The sequence below is a fragment of the Helicobacter sp. MIT 21-1697 genome (assembly GCF_026241255.1).
Taxonomy (GTDB): domain Bacteria; phylum Campylobacterota; class Campylobacteria; order Campylobacterales; family Helicobacteraceae; genus Helicobacter_C.
Genome location: NZ_JAPHNC010000007.1, coordinates 41,777 through 61,095, shown reverse-complemented (window position 1 = coordinate 61,095; position 19,319 = coordinate 41,777). Strand labels below are relative to the sequence as shown.

22 protein-coding genes are annotated in these 19,319 nt (G+C 36.4%); 1 reads left to right on the top strand and 21 read right to left on the bottom strand.

The genetic code is table 11. The features are described 5' to 3' along the window. Positions 1 to 72 precede the first annotated feature (72 nt). Positions 73 to 636 (top strand): elongation factor P, encoded by a 564-nt coding sequence (gene efp, locus OQH61_RS07585; RefSeq protein WP_266026791.1) that lies wholly within the window; start codon positions 73 to 75, stop codon positions 634 to 636. Positions 637 to 691: 55 nt separating this feature from the next. Here the strand turns inward: efp and OQH61_RS07580 are convergent, their stop codons facing one another. From OQH61_RS07580 to OQH61_RS07480, 21 genes are all read right to left on the bottom strand, one after another. Then, positions 692 to 3,271, bottom strand: coding sequence for an ATP-dependent Clp protease ATP-binding subunit (locus tag OQH61_RS07580; protein ID WP_266026790.1), 2,580 nt, complete (start codon positions 3,269 to 3,271; stop codon positions 692 to 694). A gap of 141 nt (positions 3,272 to 3,412) precedes the next feature. Then, positions 3,413 to 4,816 carry a tRNA uridine-5-carboxymethylaminomethyl(34) synthesis GTPase MnmE gene (gene mnmE, locus OQH61_RS07575; protein ID WP_266026789.1) on the bottom strand — a complete coding sequence of 468 codons (1,404 nt, stop codon included), beginning with the start codon at positions 4,814 to 4,816 and terminating at the stop codon, positions 3,413 to 3,415. Further along, complete coding sequence (locus OQH61_RS07570; RefSeq protein WP_266026788.1) at positions 4,779 to 5,600, bottom strand: Jag N-terminal domain-containing protein; 822 nt, start codon at positions 5,598 to 5,600, stop codon at positions 4,779 to 4,781. The genes mnmE and OQH61_RS07570 overlap by 38 nt, the downstream gene beginning before the upstream one ends. Position 5,601: 1 nt before the next feature. After that, positions 5,602 to 7,362 (bottom strand): membrane protein insertase YidC, encoded by a 1,761-nt coding sequence (gene yidC / locus OQH61_RS07565; protein ID WP_266026787.1) that lies wholly within the window; start codon positions 7,360 to 7,362, stop codon positions 5,602 to 5,604. 3 nt (positions 7,363 to 7,365) lie between these two features. Continuing rightward, entirely contained in the window at positions 7,366 to 7,746 is a 381-nt protein-coding gene (gene yidD, locus OQH61_RS07560) for a membrane protein insertion efficiency factor YidD (RefSeq protein WP_266026786.1), read from the bottom strand. Between the two features lie 3 nt (positions 7,747 to 7,749). Next, complete coding sequence (gene rnpA / locus OQH61_RS07555; RefSeq protein WP_266026785.1) at positions 7,750 to 8,190, bottom strand: ribonuclease P protein component; 441 nt, start codon at positions 8,188 to 8,190, stop codon at positions 7,750 to 7,752. 23 nt (positions 8,191 to 8,213) lie between these two features. Then, complete coding sequence (rpmH, locus tag OQH61_RS07550; protein WP_266026784.1) at positions 8,214 to 8,348, bottom strand: 50S ribosomal protein L34; 135 nt, start codon at positions 8,346 to 8,348, stop codon at positions 8,214 to 8,216. 60 nt (positions 8,349 to 8,408) lie between these two features. Further along, the gene (locus OQH61_RS07545; protein ID WP_266026783.1) at positions 8,409 to 9,125 is read right to left on the bottom strand and encodes an OmpA/MotB family protein; all 717 of its coding nucleotides are present in this window, start codon (positions 9,123 to 9,125) and stop codon (positions 8,409 to 8,411) included. A 6-nt stretch (positions 9,126 to 9,131) separates the two neighbouring features. Then, positions 9,132 to 11,051, bottom strand: a complete 1,920-nt coding sequence (locus OQH61_RS07540) for a hypothetical protein (RefSeq protein WP_266026782.1) — start codon at positions 11,049 to 11,051, stop codon at positions 9,132 to 9,134. Positions 11,052 to 11,075: 24 nt separating this feature from the next. Next, positions 11,076 to 11,456, bottom strand: a complete 381-nt coding sequence (locus OQH61_RS07535) for a biopolymer transporter ExbD (RefSeq protein ID WP_266026781.1) — start codon at positions 11,454 to 11,456, stop codon at positions 11,076 to 11,078. Next, positions 11,453 to 11,905, bottom strand: coding sequence for a TonB-system energizer ExbB (exbB, locus tag OQH61_RS07530; protein ID WP_266026780.1), 453 nt, complete (start codon positions 11,903 to 11,905; stop codon positions 11,453 to 11,455). Before exbB ends, OQH61_RS07535 begins: the two co-directional genes overlap by 4 nt. A gap of 16 nt (positions 11,906 to 11,921) precedes the next feature. After that, entirely contained in the window at positions 11,922 to 12,383 is a 462-nt protein-coding gene (smpB, locus tag OQH61_RS07525; RefSeq protein WP_266026819.1) for an SsrA-binding protein SmpB, read from the bottom strand. 7 nt (positions 12,384 to 12,390) lie between these two features. After that, positions 12,391 to 13,191: a 4-(cytidine 5'-diphospho)-2-C-methyl-D-erythritol kinase gene (locus OQH61_RS07520; protein WP_266026779.1), complete on the bottom strand. Its 801-nt coding sequence runs from the start codon at positions 13,189 to 13,191 to the stop codon at positions 12,391 to 12,393. Positions 13,192 to 13,197: 6 nt separating this feature from the next. Then, entirely contained in the window at positions 13,198 to 13,437 is a 240-nt protein-coding gene (locus tag OQH61_RS07515) for a carbon storage regulator (protein ID WP_266026777.1), read from the bottom strand. After that, the gene (gene truB / locus OQH61_RS07510) at positions 13,409 to 14,263 is read right to left on the bottom strand and encodes a tRNA pseudouridine(55) synthase TruB (RefSeq protein ID WP_266026776.1); all 855 of its coding nucleotides are present in this window, start codon (positions 14,261 to 14,263) and stop codon (positions 13,409 to 13,411) included. Before truB ends, OQH61_RS07515 begins: the two co-directional genes overlap by 29 nt. A gap of 61 nt (positions 14,264 to 14,324) precedes the next feature. Beyond that, positions 14,325 to 15,413 (bottom strand): hypothetical protein, encoded by a 1,089-nt coding sequence (locus OQH61_RS07505; RefSeq protein ID WP_266026775.1) that lies wholly within the window; start codon positions 15,411 to 15,413, stop codon positions 14,325 to 14,327. 6 nt (positions 15,414 to 15,419) lie between these two features. Further along, on the bottom strand, positions 15,420 to 16,283 hold the full coding sequence (locus OQH61_RS07500; protein WP_266026774.1) for an ankyrin repeat domain-containing protein: 864 nt from the start codon (positions 16,281 to 16,283) through the stop codon (positions 15,420 to 15,422). Continuing rightward, on the bottom strand, positions 16,280 to 16,777 hold the full coding sequence (locus OQH61_RS07495; RefSeq protein ID WP_266026773.1) for an HIT family protein: 498 nt from the start codon (positions 16,775 to 16,777) through the stop codon (positions 16,280 to 16,282). The genes OQH61_RS07500 and OQH61_RS07495 overlap by 4 nt, the downstream gene beginning before the upstream one ends. 12 nt (positions 16,778 to 16,789) lie before the next feature. Continuing rightward, positions 16,790 to 18,271 (bottom strand): Mur ligase family protein, encoded by a 1,482-nt coding sequence (locus OQH61_RS07490; protein ID WP_266026771.1) that lies wholly within the window; start codon positions 18,269 to 18,271, stop codon positions 16,790 to 16,792. A gap of 9 nt (positions 18,272 to 18,280) precedes the next feature. After that, the gene (locus OQH61_RS07485; protein ID WP_266026769.1) at positions 18,281 to 18,571 is read right to left on the bottom strand and encodes an acylphosphatase; all 291 of its coding nucleotides are present in this window, start codon (positions 18,569 to 18,571) and stop codon (positions 18,281 to 18,283) included. After that, positions 18,568 to 19,317 (bottom strand): alpha/beta fold hydrolase, encoded by a 750-nt coding sequence (locus OQH61_RS07480; RefSeq protein ID WP_266026768.1) that lies wholly within the window; start codon positions 19,315 to 19,317, stop codon positions 18,568 to 18,570. The genes OQH61_RS07485 and OQH61_RS07480 overlap by 4 nt, the downstream gene beginning before the upstream one ends. Positions 19,318 to 19,319 lie beyond the last annotated feature (2 nt).

Sequence of the window (19,319 nt, the reverse complement as noted above, 5' to 3'; positions counted from 1 at the left end):
GCTAGTGCTTAAAGAGAGGAGTTTATGGTATAATAAAGCCTTGAAATTCCCTATATTATTTAAGGAGCGTTTATGGCGATTGGAATGAGCGAACTCAAAAAAGGATTGAAAATTGAAATTGATGGGATTCCATATAGAATCACCGAATATCAACATGTAAAACCCGGCAAAGGTGCAGCGTTTGTGCGAGCAAAAATTAAATCATTTCTTGATGGTAAAGTCATTGAAAAAACTTTTCACGCAGGCGATAAATGTGAAGAGCCCAATTTACAAGAAAAAACAATGCAATTCCTCTACCACGATGGTGGTGCATTTCAATTTATGGATACAACCACTTATGAACAAATTGCTTTGAGCGATGAGCAAGTAGGCGATGCAGCAAAATGGATTATTGATGGACTCAATGTCCAGATTCTCTTTCATAATGAAAAGGCGATTTCTGTTGATGTGCCCCTTGTTGTAGAGCTCACCATTACAGAGACTGCGCCAAATTTCAAGGGTGATACAAGCAGCGGCGGCAAAAAGCCTGCTACACTTGAAACAGGTGCAGTTGTGCAAGTGCCTTTTCATATATTAGAGGGCGAAAAGATTAAGGTTAATACCGAAACAGGCGAATATCTTGAAAAAGTCAAATAGCTTTAGAATCTACCATACAAGAGTGAAGCACTTTCACTCTTAGTTCTCTAAGATTCTATCCTTTTTGTATATCTGTGCAAATTTCACCATTTTCAAGCACAAAATTCACCCTATCCCCCTCTTTAATTTCATCACGCAAAATTAAATCTGCTAACCTATCTTCAACCTCTTCGTATAATGCCCTTTTGAGCGGACGCGCACCATATATGCTATCAAAACCCACTTGTGCTATATGCTCCCGTGCTTGGCTACTTAGTGTAATGCTAATGCCTCTTTCTTGCGCCCTTTTTGCTAGAGATTCAAACATAATATCCACAATTTTTGTAATATCAGTAAGTCCGAGTGGATTAAAGATGACCACATCATCAAGGCGATTTAAAAATTCTGGCTTAAAATACATTTTAAGTGCCTCTTTCACAGCCTTTTGACGCTCTTGTTTATCATCAATTTCTATAATTTTATCACTTGCAATATTGCTTGTCAAAATAATAATTGTGTTGGTAAAATCCACACTCACACCCTTGCTATCAGTCAATCGCCCATCATCAAGCACTTGCAAGAGAATATTAAACACATCAGGATGTGCCTTTTCCACTTCATCAAAAAGCACGATACTATAAGGCTTACGCCTTATTGCTTCTGTGAGCACACCTCCCTCCTCATAGCCCACATAGCCCGGAGGCGCTCCTACGAGCCTACTCACAGAATGCTTTTCCATATATTCGCTCATATCAATACGCACAAGCGATTTGGCATTATCAAATAAAAATTCCGCTAAAGTTTTTGCACATTGCGTTTTGCCCACGCCTGTTGGTCCCAAAAATAAAAAGCTTCCAATAGGGCGCGAGGCATCATTTAACCCAGCTTTATTGCGTTTAATTGCCCGCGCAATGGCTTTGATTGCATCATCTTGTCCCACTACACTTTTTTCAAGTTCAGATTCTATACCCAAAATACGTTCTTTTTGGCTTTGAAGCATTTTTTTAATCGGAATCCCACTCCAACGACTCACCACTCCCGCAATACTCTCTTTTGTTACCGCATTTTTAAGCAAAGTGCCATTTTTTTGCATTTCTTCCCATTGTGTATGCAAGGCTGCTTCTTGGGCTTGAATATCAGGGATTTTGCCATAATCAATTTCAGCTGCTTTGTTGTAATCTCCACTTCGTTTGGCAAGTTCAGATTCTCTTTTGAGACTATCAAGCTCTGCTTTTATCGTAGCAATACGCGTAAAAACACTCTTTTCTTGCTCAAATTTACTCTCAAGTCTCATTCTTTCCTCGCGCAAATCCTCTAACTCTTTATCAATCTCTAAGACACGCGTCTCATTAACATTTGTTTTTTCCATATTGAGCGCTTGTTTTTCCACCTCTAGGTTAGCAATTTGTTTTTTAATCTTACTTAACTCCAAAGGTTCAGATTCTATTTGCATTTTCAACTCTGCCGCCGCCTCATCAATCAAATCAATCGCCTTATCGGGCAAAAATCTATCGGTAATATAACGACTTGAAAGCTTTGCCGCAGCTATAAGGGCAGTATCTGCGATATTAACATTATGATGCGCTTCTAAATTTGGCTTAATCCCTCGCAAAATTTGTAATGCTTCATTAATGCTAGGTTCATTCACACTTATAGGCTGAAATCGCCGTGTGAGAGCAGCATCTTTTTCAAAATATTTGCGATACTCTTTTAGAGTGGTTGCACCAATAGTATGAAGTTCTCCTCGCGCAAGAGCAGGTTTAAGTATATTTGCTGCGTCCATACTTCCCTCACTTGCTCCCGCACCCACAATAGTGTGAATCTCATCAATAAATAAAATGATATTTCCAGCTTTTTTGACTTCATCAACAACATTTTTCAGTCGCTCTTCAAACTCTCCGCGATATTTCGCTCCAGCAATAAGTGCGCTCATATCAAGGGCAATGAGCTTTTTATTTTGCAAACTCGTGGGTACAGCTTTGGTTATAATTCTCTGTGCTAAGCCCTCTACCACAGCTGTTTTTCCTACACCGGGTTCTCCCAATAAAATAGGATTATTTTTGCTCTTGCGTATGAGAATCTGCATCATTGCATTAATCTCATCATCACGCCCTATCACAGGGTCAAGTGTGTTTTCTAAAGCCTTTTGGGTCAAATCAATACCAAATTTGCTTAAAGATTCTAAATTATCATCGCCACTTTGAGATTCTATCTTGCTCTCTCCTCTTAAGCTTAGCAATGTCTTCTTAAATTCTACAATATCTACAAGAGGTTTAAATATCGCTATAAAAGCGCTTTCTTTAAGATTAGCAATCAAAAACATATCTACTGCAATGAAACTATCACCATTCTTAGTTGCTTCACCTTGAGCAAAATTGAGTGCGTTTGAAAGATCTTTGCTGATGCTTAGATTCTCTTTTTGCACCTGTGAGCTTTTAGGAAGCTTATCTACCTCACTGCGTGCTTGAAGCTCAAGTGCAGCTTTATCAACATTCATTTTATTCAAAGCCTGATGAAGCACACTTTGATGATTACTCAAAAGTGCCCAATATAGATGTGCGGGAGAAATTTCTTGATTACTTGAATGCAGGGCAAGTGAAGCTGCACTATCAAGCGTTTCTTTCATCTGATTTGTTAATTTTTCAAATAAATTCATACTTAACTCCTTAAGTTTTATATGAACTACATTATATAAGTTTAGTCATTTAATGTCAAGTTTATTTATAAAATAACTTATAACTTAGCAATCTTGTGGAATATTTTAAAGAAAAGAATCTAAGATGTGATTGTTTTATCGCTATTTTCCCAAACAAAATGTGCCAAAAAGCTTATCTAGCAACTCTGCATTTTCGTAAGGACGAGTGATATTACAAAGAGATTCTATACAATCTTGTATCTGATATGAAAATAACTCTAATTGCCCCATATCAAGCACTTCATAAGCTTTTGTAATACACTCTAACGCCCTTTTAATGCAATCAAGTTGGTAACTTGATGTAAGAATCATACTTTCATCTCCATTATGTGTACTTATCACTTCTTCTAAACATTCTAATACTTTTTGCACACCCTCATATTTTGCACTTAAGTGCAAAGGTGCAGGAAGCAAGGCTTTATTATGTGAGTGAAGCAAATTGTGAAGTAGCTCGTCTTCGCAGCGAAGTGGCAAATCACTCTTATTGATAATCACAAGAATATATTTATCTTGACATTGAGTTTTAAGAATCTCCATAATTGCCTCATCTTCCTCATCAAATGGACGAGAGCCATCAAAAAGAGCAAGAATAATATTGCTTTGCATAAGGGCTTGTTTTGTTTTTGAAATACCAATTTGTTCAATTTTATCATCGCTTTGACGAATACCTGCTGTATCAACTATGCGCAACAAGCTGCCTTGAATAGTAAGTGTCTCTTCAATAGTATCTCGTGTTGTCCCCTCTATCTCACTCACAATCGCACGCTCATATCTTAAAAGCGCATTAAGCAAAGAACTTTTGCCTACATTTGGCTTACCAATAATGCTCAATGTATAACCCTCAATCATACATTGTCGCGTAAGAGAAATATGATAAATATGCGATAATTCATTTTCAATATGTGCTAATTTTTGCTCAATATCTCGCATATAGCCTTCTTCTACCTCTTCACTATAATCAATATGCACTTCGCTAAAGGCAAGAATCTCAAGGAGATTCTCGCGTGTGCGATTTACAAACACTCCTAAATCACCCTTGAGTTGGCGCATAAGAATCTTGTTTGCCTCAAGACTTTGAGAGTGAATCAGTCCAGCAACAGCTTGAACTTGTGCCAAATCTAATCGTCCGCCCAAAAAGGCGCGTTTGGCAAATTCACCTGCTTGAGCCATTCTAGCGCCTAAGCGCAAACAAAGTTGCACTATTGCTCTTGCACTTACAATGCCGCCGTGACACTGCACTTCACATACATCTTGAGTTGTATAACTATATGGTTTGGGAAAATAAAGCACCAAAGCTTCATCAATAGGTGTTTGTTGTGTATCATAAATATGGCATAAGTGAGCGTATCTAGGCTTTAGAGATTTTTTATGAGTAAGGGTAAGAGCTATATGATAAGCCCTCTCTCCGCTTAGGCGCACAATGCTTATCGCCCCCACACCTATAGGAGTGGCAATAGCAACAATAGTGCTATCGTCTAAAATCATTGACGATAACGTATTTTTCATTTGCGTCATTTTGACGCACAGATACATACTTATCAGGGAATATTTCGCGTAATTTATTTAAAGCAATATATACCAAAATCCCATCAAGTATCTTAGTTTGAGCTTTGCCATTAATCTTAACAGAATGAACTATCTCTTTGAGATATATATCAATCATTTCTTCTTGATTCTTAAAAAACTCTGCGATTTCAAGACGAAGCGAATAACCATATTTAGGATTAATCCAATTAAAAAGCAAGTATGAAAGTGCTTTGTAACGATAGCCTCTCTCTCCAATCAGCAATGCACAATCACGTCCATCAATATATACAAAAAGTGTATTATTCTCCTCCATTCTTACCTCAAAGCGATCAATTTCAAAGGGAAGTAGCGCAAAAAGCTCCTTTATTTCCTTACAAATCTCTTGTGCATTCGCATCATCATCTTGAGATGGCAAATCCCATTGTGCTTGCTCTCCCCAAAGCTGCTGTGAGCCAATATCTTCTTTATATAAAGATTCCTTATCTGCTACATACGCAGTTGAGTTTCCATAATCTCTTTTGGGAGCTTGCGCGGGTTTAAATCGCTCTTGCACTTCTTGTTTTACATATTTTTCATTAATAGGCTTTGGCGAATCTTTATGTTTTGATTCTACAATAATAATTGCTTCTTTTTTTCCCAAACCTAAAAACCCACTTGAAGGATTCTGCACGATTTCATATTCCAAGTCTGCTACCGAACAACTTAACTCTGTTGATGCTTTAATAAGAGCTGCTTCCAAACTCTTTTCTACAATTTTTTTCATATTATCCCCTTTTGTTTGTTTTCTCCTCGTGATGAGCCGCGATTTCTTTTGCTTTTTTACCCTCCATAATTTTATTTATACTTATTTGTTGAATAATAGAAAACACATTATTGATTGTCCAATACAACACAAGCCCAGCAGGAAATGGAAAAATAATAAAGAAAATGGTAAATACCCAAGGAAGCATTTTAAAAATTTTTTCTTGCATAGGATCTGTAAAATTTGAAGGAGTAAGTTTTTGAGAAATATACATACTCACACCCATCAATACAGGCAACACAAAATAAGGGTCTATTGCTGATAAATCAATAATCCACAGAATCCACGCTGAACTTTTGAGCTCAACAGCATTATGCAACACACGATAAATAGCAAAAAATACAGGAATCTGCAAAATCAATGGCAAACACCCACCAAGTGGATTTGCTCCGTGCTTTTTATACAAATCCATCATATGTATTTGTAGCTTTTGTGGATCATCTTTATAACGCGCTTGTAAATCTTTCATTTTAGGTGCTAAATCTTTAAGCTTTTGCATTGATACCATACCCTTATAAGTCAAAGGATAAAGCACTATACGCACAATTAATGTTAATAAAACAATCGCCCAACCCCAATTTCCACACAAATCATACAAATATTCAAGCAATAAAAAAAGTGGTTTGGCAAAAAATGTAATACGCCCATACTCTACCACATCAGTGAGCGTTTCATCAATGCCTTGCAATTCGTGATATTCCTTTGGTCCTATATATCCTGCAAACTCCGCATTCCCCTCAAATCGCACATAAGGCATAGGATTATGCGCATTATCGCCGCTCATCACGACATACAAACCTTTTGGGGCATTACTAAAAAATAAACTTGTATAATATCTATCCACACTTGCTACAAAACTAGAGGAGCGAATATCAGTTGCATTTTTGGCTAAATAATCACTGCTTGCATCACCATCTTCAAACTTTGTCAAAACACCATCTATACTATTACGCGTTATAACTCCACGAAATGCGTAGGTATCAGTATCAGCTGTCGGGCGCATACCATTACTAATAAAATATTCTATATGAGGTTTGCTTAGCTCTAAGCGCACATCATAAGCCAGATTAGGATGAATAGTAAGATATTTTTTAATCACAAGATTACCAAGATTTTGCGTGAGAACAATTTCCACAGGCGCATTTTCTAACTTAATATATGAAAGATTTGCCGTATAAGGTGTATCAAAAGCTTGCTGATTGATAGTCGTATCACTAAAACGCATTTCCATTGTATGAAGTTGAGAATCTCCAAAAAGCGGCAATTTATCTCGTTCTTCTTTGTGGGTAGGTTTAATGCCAAACACCTCTCCTATCATCGTAAAAAGACTAGCTTGCTCGTGTCGTATAAATTTTTCATCTTTAAGATAGACTTGCTTAATCCTACCAAGCGCGTCAATTTCAAGCTCAAATTCATCAGAATCTACACGAGCAATAATTGTTTGCTTCAGCGAATGCGGCATTTCAGAAGAAATTTCATTTTGCGTGTTGTGTGTGATATCTTGAATATTTTGATGAGGAGCAGTCTGTGTATTTATCTCTGCATTAGCGATTGTTTGAGTAGATTCTTGTGCATTTTGAGTTTTATGTGTTTGATTAGTATTTTGATGTGGCTTTTGTGGAAAAAAATACGCATATACTGCAAAAAAGGCAATAGAAAGACCTATTGCTATGAGCACACGCGTAAGGGACATACCATTATCTTGTTCGTTTGGACGATACATAATTTAACCTCTTTCTTTATAAGAGAGTGTTTTAATAATATAAACTCGCATTTTATAAGTTTTTTTCAAAACGCATATTATATCTAAAAATCTTGTATTTGTGTTAGGAACAAACCAATATTTCACATCTTTTGGCACAAATGCAATATCTTTCAACTCCAAATATGCTTGAGGATAAGCAATGCCACCCTCAAAGAACTGATTACAGCTTAAGATTCTGCGCATTGATTTAATACTTGCTTTTAATGGATTATCAAAGTGCAAAAGCCACAATGTATATTCAGAACAACTTGGATAATACCGACAAGCTCCAATACTTAAGGGCGAAAGACACTTTTGATAGAATCTGACAGCCTGTATCAATCCATAACGCACTATCCACATATTTTATCCTGCATAATGATTTGTTTTATGCAAAACACGAGTATTACGAAACCTTTGCGTATTATATATCTTTGCAAAACTTGCAAGTAAATTGTTTTTAAGCGTTATGAAATCCACTTCCCCTATGCCCTCCTTTGCGACAAGAACAAAAATTACATCCTTAAAGTCTGTGCAATTTTCATACACAATAGCTTTTATGCGGCGTTTGATAAGATTACGCACATAAGCTTTACCAATCTTTCGTGAAATGCTTAACCCAAGATACAATCTTGCATCACGCGACTGAATAGATTGAAATACTTTTTGTTCGCGAAGCGAATAAATCTCTTGTGTAGATGAAAATTTAAGCACATAAAGCACAAAATCTTTATGAAAAAATCGTTGAGCATTTCTATAAACAAAATCAAATTCTGCTTTATTTTTGAGGGTATCCAACCTTACCAAATATATTTACCTATTGCAAAAAACTATACTGCAAGCCTTTTGCGACCTTTTGCTCTTCTTGCGTTAATAACACGCCGACCATTTTTTGTTTTCATTCTTGCACGAAAGCCGTGTGTGCGTTTTCTAGGTGTATTGTGTGGCTGGTAAGTTCTTTTCATTTTCTTAACCTTCAAATAAATTAAACGGGCGATTATGCCAATTTTTTGCTTAAAAAGAAGTTATTTTATCTCAAAATCTTTGCTAATCTCAAGGATTCTAAGCAAATCTTTATTTGCTTTGGTAATAACCCGAAACTCCACGCGTCTTGATTTATCATCATCTTCAAGCGGTTTAGCAAAGGATAAACCATTAGCACGAAACACCTTAACAAGCCACTCTTTATAATTGTTGATACTTTTAAGATTAAAACAATACTTTAATACTTCTAATGCCCTTGCTTGTGAAAGTTCAGCATTACCAAGATAACGTTCTTCAAGAGTATGAGCCACATACCAACTTTGCGATGTATGCCCTTCAATACGGACTTCCTCAATGTTGTCTTGGAATTTTGGTAAGGAAAGAATCTTCACATATCGTGGAAAAAAATCATTCAAAATATCTTGGAATCGCTTTTTAACTTGTGTTGCTCCTGTATCAAAAAGCACTTCTGGTTCATTAAAACGAATCGTATTGTCCTCATCAATTTGCGCGTCCCATCGTTTCAAATCTTTACTAAATTCTTTTAATAATGCCTCATACAGCTCTTGTTGGAGATTAGAATAGTTTTTTGCAATCTCGCTCATAGCTTGATTGAGCTCTAATAATTTTTGATTGTGTATCTTTAAGTCCTCTTGTGTTTTTTGCGTAATAAGCATAAAAGACACCATAATGAGCAAAAAAATCATCATAATGCCCGCCATCATATCAGAAATACTAATCCACTGATTATGCTTCATTTTGCCCTACCTAGAACCGATAATTTCACGCACACGGCGTAAAAACCACTCATAATTCTCTTTGAAATTTTCAAAACTTGCGCTCATTGATTCATCAAGTGAGCTAAATGTAGTTTTAATTTCTTGTTGCAAAGACTTATTGCCCTCAATGTTTTCGCTTAAAATATTTTGCACATTACGATAGAGTTCAATAAGCTGAACGCTATTGTGATGAATCTGCGCATTGAGATTACCAAGATGAGAGAGGAGATTATGCTGCAAATCACCAAAATCCTTTACCACCTGCACACCCATATCTTTAGGAATTGCCACAGAATCTTTAGTAAGCTTTTGCATAATTTTGAGATATTCGCTCGCCATTTTCTTTAAAAAATTGCTCACATTTTCATATTGTGTATTCAATGCTGTATCAGTGCGAAGTGCGAAATCATTTAAACCTTCTAATCGTGATTGGATAATTTCTTGCTCTTTATTTAATACAGAATCCATACTTGCACTCAAAGTAGAAAGGTAAGTCTCTTGCATACCCTGCATACCCTTTGCCATATCTCGCATTATGACTTCATTATGTGTATTAAGCTGTGAGAGATTTGATTGCATACTTTCTACTATTGCTGTGTGATTTTTAGCAATATGCTCTCGCAAACGCGCAAACTCTGCTGAATTATGCGTGCTTGATTCTATGTTTTGTTGGATATTTTTCTCTAATTCGCGGCTTAAATGCTCAATGTGTGTATGTGCATTGCTTGAAATAGTTTTCAATATCTCTTCACTCTCCTGTGCAAGATTGCTGCATTGTGTGCGGAAAAGCGTGCTATGACTTTCAAGTGCTTGCGCGATATTATCCTGTGCTTTATTTGAGCTATCCTCTATATGGATTCTCAAAGTCTCCATATTTGCACTAGCGTATTCATTAAGCTGTAAAAAGTAAGTATCAATGCTCTTTTTGAGCCCATCAACATTTTGCGCAGCAACTTCTTCAAGCTTACCAAAGCCTTGAGTAGCACTTTTAAAAAATGTATCTATAATCCCCAAACAAGCTCTTGCATTCTCACCAAGTGTAGCAACTTCGCTAAGCTGTGCGTGGAGCATATCTCCCTTTGCTTTCATTTCATCAATCATATTTAAAGTCTTACCATAAAATGCCATAGTTTGCTCATTTTGCGCACCAATAGAAGCTAAAGTAGCCTGTGTAGTGCTCATTGCACTCACACTCTCTTGCATTGCACTTTGAGTTTGAAGAAGCAGAGCTTGAGTTTGCTCAATATGCTCTTTATAGTTTTCTTGCCACGAAAGCAGTTTCCCCACTGCACTATTGAGTTCTTTAAAATTATCGCCAAATTGATTCTGTAAATTATGATTAAAATCTCTGATGACAAGTTCTAAGGCACTAATGAGCTCCTTAGAAGCACCTGAAGCGAGTTGTTTAATAGCTTCTTGCAAAGAAATATCTATTTTATTGAGAGCAGAGGCAAAAATCTCATTTGTAGTAGCATTTATCTGTAATATATCCTCTTTTGTGGGTAATTCAAGAGCTTTATGATTAATCTCTTCAAGGGATTTAAGATAGTTTAAATTCCCAGCTTGATGAAGTAAATAATCTAAATTCATATCCTGTGTGCTTTTAACACCCTTTGCCCTTTGTATGATAGAGAGCGCAATAGCCAAGCCCATACCCACAATAGAAGTATAAAACGCTGTCTTTAACCCATCAAGCAATAATGGCACAGAATCTTGCAAAGCAAGAGTATCAAACCCCATAAGCCCCACAAAAATTCCCACAAATGTCCCAAGCACCCCTGTGCTCATAATAATTGCCTTAAAGTCTTTATGTGTAGGCTCACCAAAAGTCTTAAAATCCCATACAAATAGCCCCACCATTAAAATAGTAAAGCAAATATTAATTAGCCAGTTTAGCTCTTGCATACGCTCTCCTTTGATAGTTGGAATCTATTTTTGTTCTGCGATAACATATACATCATTAATGCCCTTATCGCGTAACATTGTTGTAATTTCAAGGAAAAACTCCAAATCACTTTGCCTATCACCACGAATGATGACTTGTATATTTTTATCAAATTGTTCAAGCTGTGCGCTTATTTCTTGGAGCGAAAGAGGTTTATCATCAAGAAAAAATGCTCCTTCTTTATTAATTGTAATGCTGTGTGTTTCTCTTTTATCTGTGTTTTGCCCTTGTATCTCCTCAATTTGGGGTATATCAACTTGGATTCTTGATTGCACCACAAATGAAGCACTTGTAAGCACTATGACAAGCAAAACGAGCATAATATCAATAAAAGGTATGAGATTAAGAGAATCTATTTTTTTCATACATCATACCTTGTTGGGGTTTTTGACTTAGGTGGAGGATTATGCGCAATATCCCAAAGAGAAAGTAATACTTCAGCTTTGCGAAGCAAAAGGTTATAAAATACGATTGAAGGTATAGCTACTATAAGTCCTGCGGCAGTGGCTTTGAGTGCTAGAGCCAACCCAGACATAATATTTTGCGTATCTGTAAGCGAAGTAGAGCCAATTTCTACAAAAGTTACCATAATGCCAAATACCGTCCCTAAAAGTCCAATATATGGAGCATTTGAGCCAATCGTAGCAATAAGCGTTAATCGTTTGTGTAGCTCTAATTCTAAGATTCGCTTATCGCTAAAAACATCAAGATTTATCTTGCGATACACCCACCAGCGCTCTAATACCAAACCAAGCACCACTATGCTTAAAAAAAGTAAGAATCCAAGCACTCCATAATCAACTATTTCTTTCACATCTAGCTCCTTTAGACTATAACTTTTTGCCATAGCTTTTCATATGCGCCCTTGCCTCGCGTTCAAGCATTTTTTTCTTAATGCTCTCTCGCTTATCGTGCAATTTTTTCCCTCGCACAAGTGCAATACAAAGTTTAATTTTATTTTTTTGATTAAAATAAATGTTTAATGGAACAATACTTAAAGATTCTTTGCTCACACTGCCAAATAATTTATCAATCTCTTTTCTATGGAGCAAAAGCTTTCTTTCTCTGCGCTCATTAGGCTTAAAATGCGCATAAGTCGTTTCCAAAAATGAAATATGTGCATTAAACAAAAATGCTTCTCCTCGTATGATTTTTATAAAACTATCTTTGAGATTCACTCTTCCTGCACGAATACTTTTGACTTCACTTCCTTGCAGCACGATACCACTTTCTAAACTTTGGAGAATCTCATAATCAAAATATGCTTTTTTATTTTTCGCAATCACTCGTATGGACATATTAAACTTGCTCCTGCTTAAAAAAGCTACTGCCACTACCACTAAAATACCAACCCTCACCAAGCTCTTGTGCAATATCTTTAAGCTGTGGATACACTTCACACGCACTCTCATATAAATCGTTGAGCGTGGCTTGAGAGAAATTGCAAGAGAGAAGTTCAAAGCTTGTTTTTGCAAACCATTCTTTTACAGGTGCGTTATATATGCGCTTATGTGCTTTGATAGAATCTGCATAGCATTGATAAACTTTTGCACTATCACACATTATAGGCGGTGTATAAATGCTATAAGACAAAGGCTTTTCGTTAAAAGATTCTATATATTCTCCCTTTCCACTCACATTTGCGCTTTCTTCCCCACTTATAAAAAATGCTACATCTGCACCCACACGCTCGCCCACCACCATAAGCTGCTTTTGACTTAAACCAATCTCAAAAAATGTATTTACTCCAACAAGAAACGCTCCCGCATTCCCACTCCCTCCACCTAATCCTGCGCCTTTAGGTATGGACTTTTGGACTTCTATCTTTACGCATTCAATGGCTTTTGCAATAGCTTTTTTTCCTTGAGAATCTAAAAAATCCTGCAAAGCATTTTTTGCCTTAAAGATAAGGTTATCTGTATCCTCACAACCAAAATCCCCCTGCAATGCAAAATAAGGATTATGTGTAATATTCATCTCATCATAGAGTTCGCCCTTTGCCAAGACAAAGCGAGAGTTGAGTTGATGAAAGCCATCTTTATGTCCTACAATTTTAAGAAAAATATTGAGTTTTGGATAGATTCTGATGAGTTTGCTCATTTTTTATCATTTCTTATGTGTTTTAAGTAAAGACTGCATCTCCGATACTGCCTTTAAATCATCACTTTGTGAAGCGCGTTTATTTTGCGATGTAATCATTTCTTTAAGCTCTCCGCGCAAAATTATACAATCCTCTGGTGCGCAAAATCCAAGCCTCACGCTACCTTTGTCAATGGAGATAATCTTTATCTCAATATCATCGCCAATCATTACGCTGTCATCTTGTTTTCTTGAGAGTATCAACATATTCTATCCTATTCAAAATGTATTGTATGCCGCCATCTGAAAATATTTCAATTATAGAAAAAAAATCCTCAAAACAAACTATATATTTTCCTTTTTGTACATTTTTTAATGTAATTTTTTTACCATCATACATTTGCTTAGAGAATCTGTGCATATTGTGAAGTTGAGGATAGGGAAGATAATCAAGCGGATTGAGGATTCTTATTTGCTCTGCGGCAGATACGCTCATAGCTCCCTCACTTAAGCGCTCTAAGCTTGAAAGTGTGCCATTTACGCCGAGTTTATGCGCTATAATTTCGCCGATACTTCGCACATACGCACCCTCACTCACACTCACTTCAAAATGCACAAAAGGGTGGCGATACGAAAGTAAAGTAATATCATAAATACTCATTTGAATCTGTGGTAAGCTAAAAGTTTTGCCCTCTCTTGCAAGTTTATATGCCCTTTGTCCATTGATATGCTTCGCACTAAAGACAGGTGGTGTATAACACATATCACCCTTTAAGGAAAATAGAATCTGCTCTATATCGCTATGCTTATATTCAGGGATAATCTCAATAGATTCTATACGCTCAATATCTAAACTTGCGGATTTTGCACCAAGCCAAAGTGTTGCACGATAAGTTTTTGGCACTTTTTGCAAATGTGGAAAAAGACGCGTATAAGCCCCAAATCCCACCACAAGAGTGCCTTTTGCAAAAGGGTCAAGTGTGCCAAGATACCCCGCTTTTGATATACCAAAACGTTTTTTTAAATGTGAAAGATAAGCATTTGAGCTTAGAAATGGCGGCTTATACGCAGCCACGAGCAGAGCATTTGCCAATGTGTTTCCTTATATAATATGCAGCCTCGTATTATAGGGGATTTGCATAGCTATGTCAATCTTACTTTGCTCCATATTTGATAAGCAAAGTAATAACAGATTTTAAGTGATGATATTTTTTATGATCGCGATCCTTGGTCGTTTCAAGCAAAGTTACAGATTTATCTGGTGGATCGAAAGAATTTACATCTCCACCATTATGTATAAAAAATTCAAGCAACTCTAGCATTTCTTGTTCTCTTTTTGTGTTAGCTCTATAAGGAAGACTAACACTTATGCTATAACTATATATTATTTCAGCCATTACATTTACTCTCTGAGCCCAACCAAATTCAGATTCCCTGTAGTCAAGTCCCACAACATAAGTCATACACTCTTTGCAACCTTGCTCTTTTGCCTTTAAGAAAACTGCCTTTATTTCATCTCCAGCAAAATCCCTAGAACTAGAAATCATAGCGTATAGCAATCCCCAATTATTACAAGTTATATCCTCTAAAGGCTCATTAATGCGCTCTAACATCAAATGAAATGCCCTAGAACTAAATCCATTATAGCTAAAATCTCTACTTGCCCAACATAAATACTGACGCGACATATTGGGTTCTGCTAAAGCCCTATCTACAACAAGCTCTGCCACTTCATCAGTAATGTTTCTATCCAAGAGATTAAGCAAAAGAAAGCTATCATCAAATATAACTCTTGCTCCAGAATCTAAAAGAAGCTTTGCCATCTCATTATATCCATTCTCTAAAGCGATATAAAGCGGATTTATTCTTCCTCCCCCTCCTAGATTCACATCTCCACCAAGTCGCAGATATAAACGCACATTTTCTATATCATTTCGTGCTACAAGATAATGCAAATCTTCATATCTATAATTTTTCGCAGCGTAGTCTTCTTCACTTCCTTCAAAACCTTTCATTGCCCCAAGCCATAAGAGTAGAGTAACCTTTTGTGGATTATACTTTGTGTCATACTTATAACTCAATTCTACACTTTCAATCAGCATACCCCCAAGCACGACACGATATAAACCAATGCCAATAAAAAAAGTTACCACCAAAAGCACTATTTTTTTAAATCTTAGCTTTCTTATCGCCTTAGGCGCTGCTGGCTTAGATTCTATATTTTTAGATTCCAAATCTTGCAAGAAATACTACCAAAGTTGGAGTTCTGTGCTTGTTTTCTTGTAAAGATTTTTGTTTTTGCCCTCAAGGTCATATTCTACCGCAAAACCATATTTGATATTACTTGCACCTGATTTTTTAATACGAATCGCCTCATAAGTATCGGTAGGAATACTCAAACTCCCAACTGCTGCACTTGAACGCGGAGGAATCTTCCTATTTACTTCGCTCTCGCTTATCAAATCACCATTGATATAAAGCGCTAGATAGGTAATCGTGGCAAATTTCTCGCTCTCATTGCTGATAGTAATATTTACACTTCCCTGCCCTAAATTAAACCCAGAGGCTTTAAGTGTAATATCATCATTTTTAATACTCACCGCAGGTAAGGAACGATTAGCCAAAATATAACGCGCTGGCGTATCACCTTTGAAGTTCTCTGCATACATATCTGCCCCATTTGATAAAAGAAGCTTTATCATTTCCGAATTTTTCCTCATCACTGCATAATGAAGCGGCGTATTGCCCAAATGCTCATCAGCTACCCTTACCTTTGCGCCCTTATTTATAAGTGCTTGAGCAAATTTAAGATTATTAAGAGCGACCACTTTGAGCAAAGGTGTCTCGCCGTGGCATACTGCATTTACATCAGCACCGCGTTCAATGAGTAAATATAGAATCTCCATATTTCCCTTGCGTGCTGCATCATAAAGTGGTGTGCTTCCGCGCAGTCGCGCTTCAATATCAGCACCAAGATTAATGCCCTTGCGCACCTCTGTATAGTTATTGCTAAAAAGCAAATGATTATATCTCTCATTTGCTCCATAACATAATGCCGTTAAGGCAAACCATAGACATAAAACCCCTCTTGCACCTTGAAATAAATACTTCATACCTGCTCCTTTGCAAAATGTTTTAGGCTTAAGTGCTTTATTTTTTGATATATACTATCAAAATCCATTCCATAAGTGCGTGCCTCTGCAATACTTGTTATAAAATTTGTATCACCCATATAACGTGGCACAAAATGTATGTGCAAATGCTCGGGTATGCCTGCTCCACCAGCTTTTTTGATATTTAAGCCCATATTCACCCCTTGTGCGCCATATTCATAAAGTACATTCATTGCCTTATGCGAAAGTATATGCAAATGCAACCAAGTCTCTAGGGGCAATTTTTCGGGCGAATCGCAGTGTATTAAAGGCAGTATCATAAAATGAGCGGGCGTATAAGGATAGAGATTCATTACACCAAAAGCAATATCATCACGATAAATCACGCGATTACTCTCATCATCTTGGGGATTATTTGCTATCGCACAAAACACGCAGCCTTCAGAGCAAGAACCAAAATATTTACTTCGCCAAGGTGCGTAGATTCTATCCATTATTACTTTCCTTTAAATATAATTTGGAGCATCATTGCTAAAGAGCACTAAATCGTGGGCTTGAGAGCAAGATTTGAGCATATCTTCAAGCATAGATTTATCTTTAAGAATAATCTTTTGTGTATTACAAATATGTTGAGAGAGAATCTTGCTATTAAGTTCGCCTGTAATGATGACAATATCAAATACCTTATCAATAGCTTGGGCAAGTTCAATATTCGCCTCTTTTGTGCTCTCTACTATACCGGGTGTAACGATAATTTTTCGCCCTTGATAAAGCGAACAAAGGCGAATAGATTCTTTCATTCCCTTAAGATTCCCATTAAATCCATCGTCAATAATAAGCTTTTGATGTGTCTGTATCTTATTGAGACGATGAGGCACGGGTTCTATTCTTTTTACTGCCTTTTGTATATCTTCTACTTGCAACCCAAGCTCCACGCCCATATAAATTGCTGCACTCAAATTTACAACATTAAAAGCGCCCAAAACCATTGTTTCAAAGTAATGCCACTCACCTTTGATAAAGAGTTCAAAGCTTGTGCTATCAAGATTTGCTTCAATATTGCGCACATTTTCAGGGAAATACTCAATCTTTTTATTGATATTTGGTTCTATATGAGAGGGTTTAGGATTATCTTTAAACACAAAGGCTTTTTTAAGCCTTGAGCTTTGCAATAACTCAAATTTTGTTTCTACAATGTTTTCAAGTTTTTTAAAATATTCTAAATGCTGCTCACCGACTTCGCCAATAACGGCATAATGCGGATTCAAAAATTGAGCAATAAGTGCAATATCACCTTTTAGACGCGCTCCTGCCTCAACAATGTAAATCTCTGTAATATAATCTAAATTTTGATTAATATCCGCCACAATCCCTGTATGCGTATTGACACTTCTAGGTGTCGCATATACGCGATACTTTTCTTTAAGAATCTGCGCCAAAAAGTTCTTCATACTTGTTTTGCCATAACTGCCTGTTACGCCAATAATGATTAATCTTGACATAATATCAAGCTTCTCTTTAGCAAGAATAATGTAGCGATTAAGTAAAATATTTTCATATATTTTTGAAATAATACTTGCAAACACAAGCGGCATCAAATCAAATAATCTACTATTGACATCTAATATGTAACATAAAGCTTCATTAAAAGTCATAAAAATAAAGAAAATAATAAAAAACTTCAATACTCTTTGGGTGAAATTTAATCGTTTATCAAGTTGAATCGTCCATATAGCTATTGCAATAAAATATATTATACTCAATCCTATAAGCACATAATTACTTAATGGCTCTTGGATAAAAATACTCCCGACATACACAGCAAGTGGCAATATAAAATAATAGATGTGCCATTGCCATTTATGATGCATTAAAAGTGCGCGCTTAAAGCTATAATTATACCATTGTAAGTTTGTCATTCCATAATACCCAAGACACAAAACAACTACCCATTGTGCAATCGTGTCAATGATAAACATTTCTTCCATATCACTCCTTTATTTTAAAATCTCAAAATCTTTTAAGCTCTCATCAATATCTAATTGATGAGATTGTATTCTTTCAACCTCACTTTTAATGGGTCCGCTTTCAAGTATTTGATATAATTTTTCAAGTGTTCCCTCTTCGCCTTGTGCTATTACGCGCACACTACCATCACTTAAATTACAAACATTCCCGCTTAAAATTTCACCTGCTTCATTGAGTTTATCAACTCTATATTTTACAAAGCGTCTAAATCCCACACCTTGCACTTTGCCAAAAATTAAAAATTCATATCTTTTTTTCATACTCCACTCCTATAAAGTTTTTCAATATTTCCGCCTTGATGAAGAAAAAAATAATGATTGCCCTCCATAGGAAAGAATCTACTCTTGGAGATAAGTGCAGCAATAGTTTGACCACAAAAAAGCGGTGTAGCACTATCATTTTTGCCCCAAAAAATACTTGCTTTACCCTTATATGCACTAAAGGTTGATGAAAAATCTTCATCAACAACATTTTTAAATGTTTGATACATACCCTCATTCATTGCCTTTACATCGCTTGAGCGAAATATTTTACCAAACCTGCCAAGTCCGCATTTTCCTATAATCTTTGCAAAAATAATTTTCAAGCGAACTTTCAGGCTTTTGGGCACTCTAATACCAGCAGATGAGAGAAGTATAACTTCTTTGGGCTGACATAACACAGCTACCTTGCCTCCAAAACTATGCCCTACAATAATGCAATTTTTTGCCTCCACACCGCTCACTTCTTTTATGAATATCTCTACAATATGCGCATAATCCAGCGTTGTGAGAGGATTCTCATTTGGGCTATTACCAAAGCCGGGCATATCTAAATAAATATGCTCATATTCATTAAAATATTGAGCAAAAGTGCTCTTCATTAACTCTTTATTACTGCCCCAGCCGTGCAAAAAAAGCATTATAGGAGTTTCTAAAATGCCTAAAGAATCCGCAATTTGAGGTTTAACCTTCTCATAACTTAGCTCAAAATACTCCCCTTGATATACTATGCGCTTTTGTGCCATAA

What these genes read in the sequence shown, in the direction of transcription:
- OQH61_RS07520 (WP_266026779.1), bottom strand. Translation starts at nt 13,191, where the DNA reads ATGAGCAAACTCATCAGAATCTATCCAAAACTCAATATTTTTCTTAAA.
- OQH61_RS07515 (WP_266026777.1), bottom strand. Translation starts at nt 13,437, where the DNA reads ATGTTGATACTCTCAAGAAAACAAGATGACAGCGTAATGATTGGCGAT.
- OQH61_RS07545 (WP_266026783.1), bottom strand. Translation starts at nt 9,125, where the DNA reads ATGAAGCATAATCAGTGGATTAGTATTTCTGATATGATGGCGGGCATT.
- OQH61_RS07485 (WP_266026769.1), bottom strand. Translation starts at nt 18,571, where the DNA reads ATGAAAAAAAGATATGAATTTTTAATTTTTGGCAAAGTGCAAGGTGTG.
- efp (WP_266026791.1), top strand. Translation starts at nt 73, where the DNA reads ATGGCGATTGGAATGAGCGAACTCAAAAAAGGATTGAAAATTGAAATT.
- OQH61_RS07540 (WP_266026782.1), bottom strand. Translation starts at nt 11,051, where the DNA reads ATGCAAGAGCTAAACTGGCTAATTAATATTTGCTTTACTATTTTAATG.
- mnmE (WP_266026789.1), bottom strand. Translation starts at nt 4,816, where the DNA reads ATGAAAAATACGTTATCGTCAATGATTTTAGACGATAGCACTATTGTT.
- OQH61_RS07535 (WP_266026781.1), bottom strand. Translation starts at nt 11,456, where the DNA reads ATGAAAAAAATAGATTCTCTTAATCTCATACCTTTTATTGATATTATG.
- OQH61_RS07500 (WP_266026774.1), bottom strand. Translation starts at nt 16,283, where the DNA reads ATGAAGTATTTATTTCAAGGTGCAAGAGGGGTTTTATGTCTATGGTTT.
- OQH61_RS07480 (WP_266026768.1), bottom strand. Translation starts at nt 19,317, where the DNA reads ATGGCACAAAAGCGCATAGTATATCAAGGGGAGTATTTTGAGCTAAGT.
- yidC (WP_266026787.1), bottom strand. Translation starts at nt 7,362, where the DNA reads ATGTATCGTCCAAACGAACAAGATAATGGTATGTCCCTTACGCGTGTG.
- yidD (WP_266026786.1), bottom strand. Translation starts at nt 7,746, where the DNA reads ATGTGGATAGTGCGTTATGGATTGATACAGGCTGTCAGATTCTATCAA.
- rpmH (WP_266026784.1), bottom strand. Translation starts at nt 8,348, where the DNA reads ATGAAAAGAACTTACCAGCCACACAATACACCTAGAAAACGCACACAC.
- OQH61_RS07495 (WP_266026773.1), bottom strand. Translation starts at nt 16,777, where the DNA reads ATGGATAGAATCTACGCACCTTGGCGAAGTAAATATTTTGGTTCTTGC.
- OQH61_RS07570 (WP_266026788.1), bottom strand. Translation starts at nt 5,600, where the DNA reads ATGAAAAAAATTGTAGAAAAGAGTTTGGAAGCAGCTCTTATTAAAGCA.
- OQH61_RS07580 (WP_266026790.1), bottom strand. Translation starts at nt 3,271, where the DNA reads ATGAATTTATTTGAAAAATTAACAAATCAGATGAAAGAAACGCTTGAT.
- OQH61_RS07490 (WP_266026771.1), bottom strand. Translation starts at nt 18,271, where the DNA reads ATGGAAGAAATGTTTATCATTGACACGATTGCACAATGGGTAGTTGTT.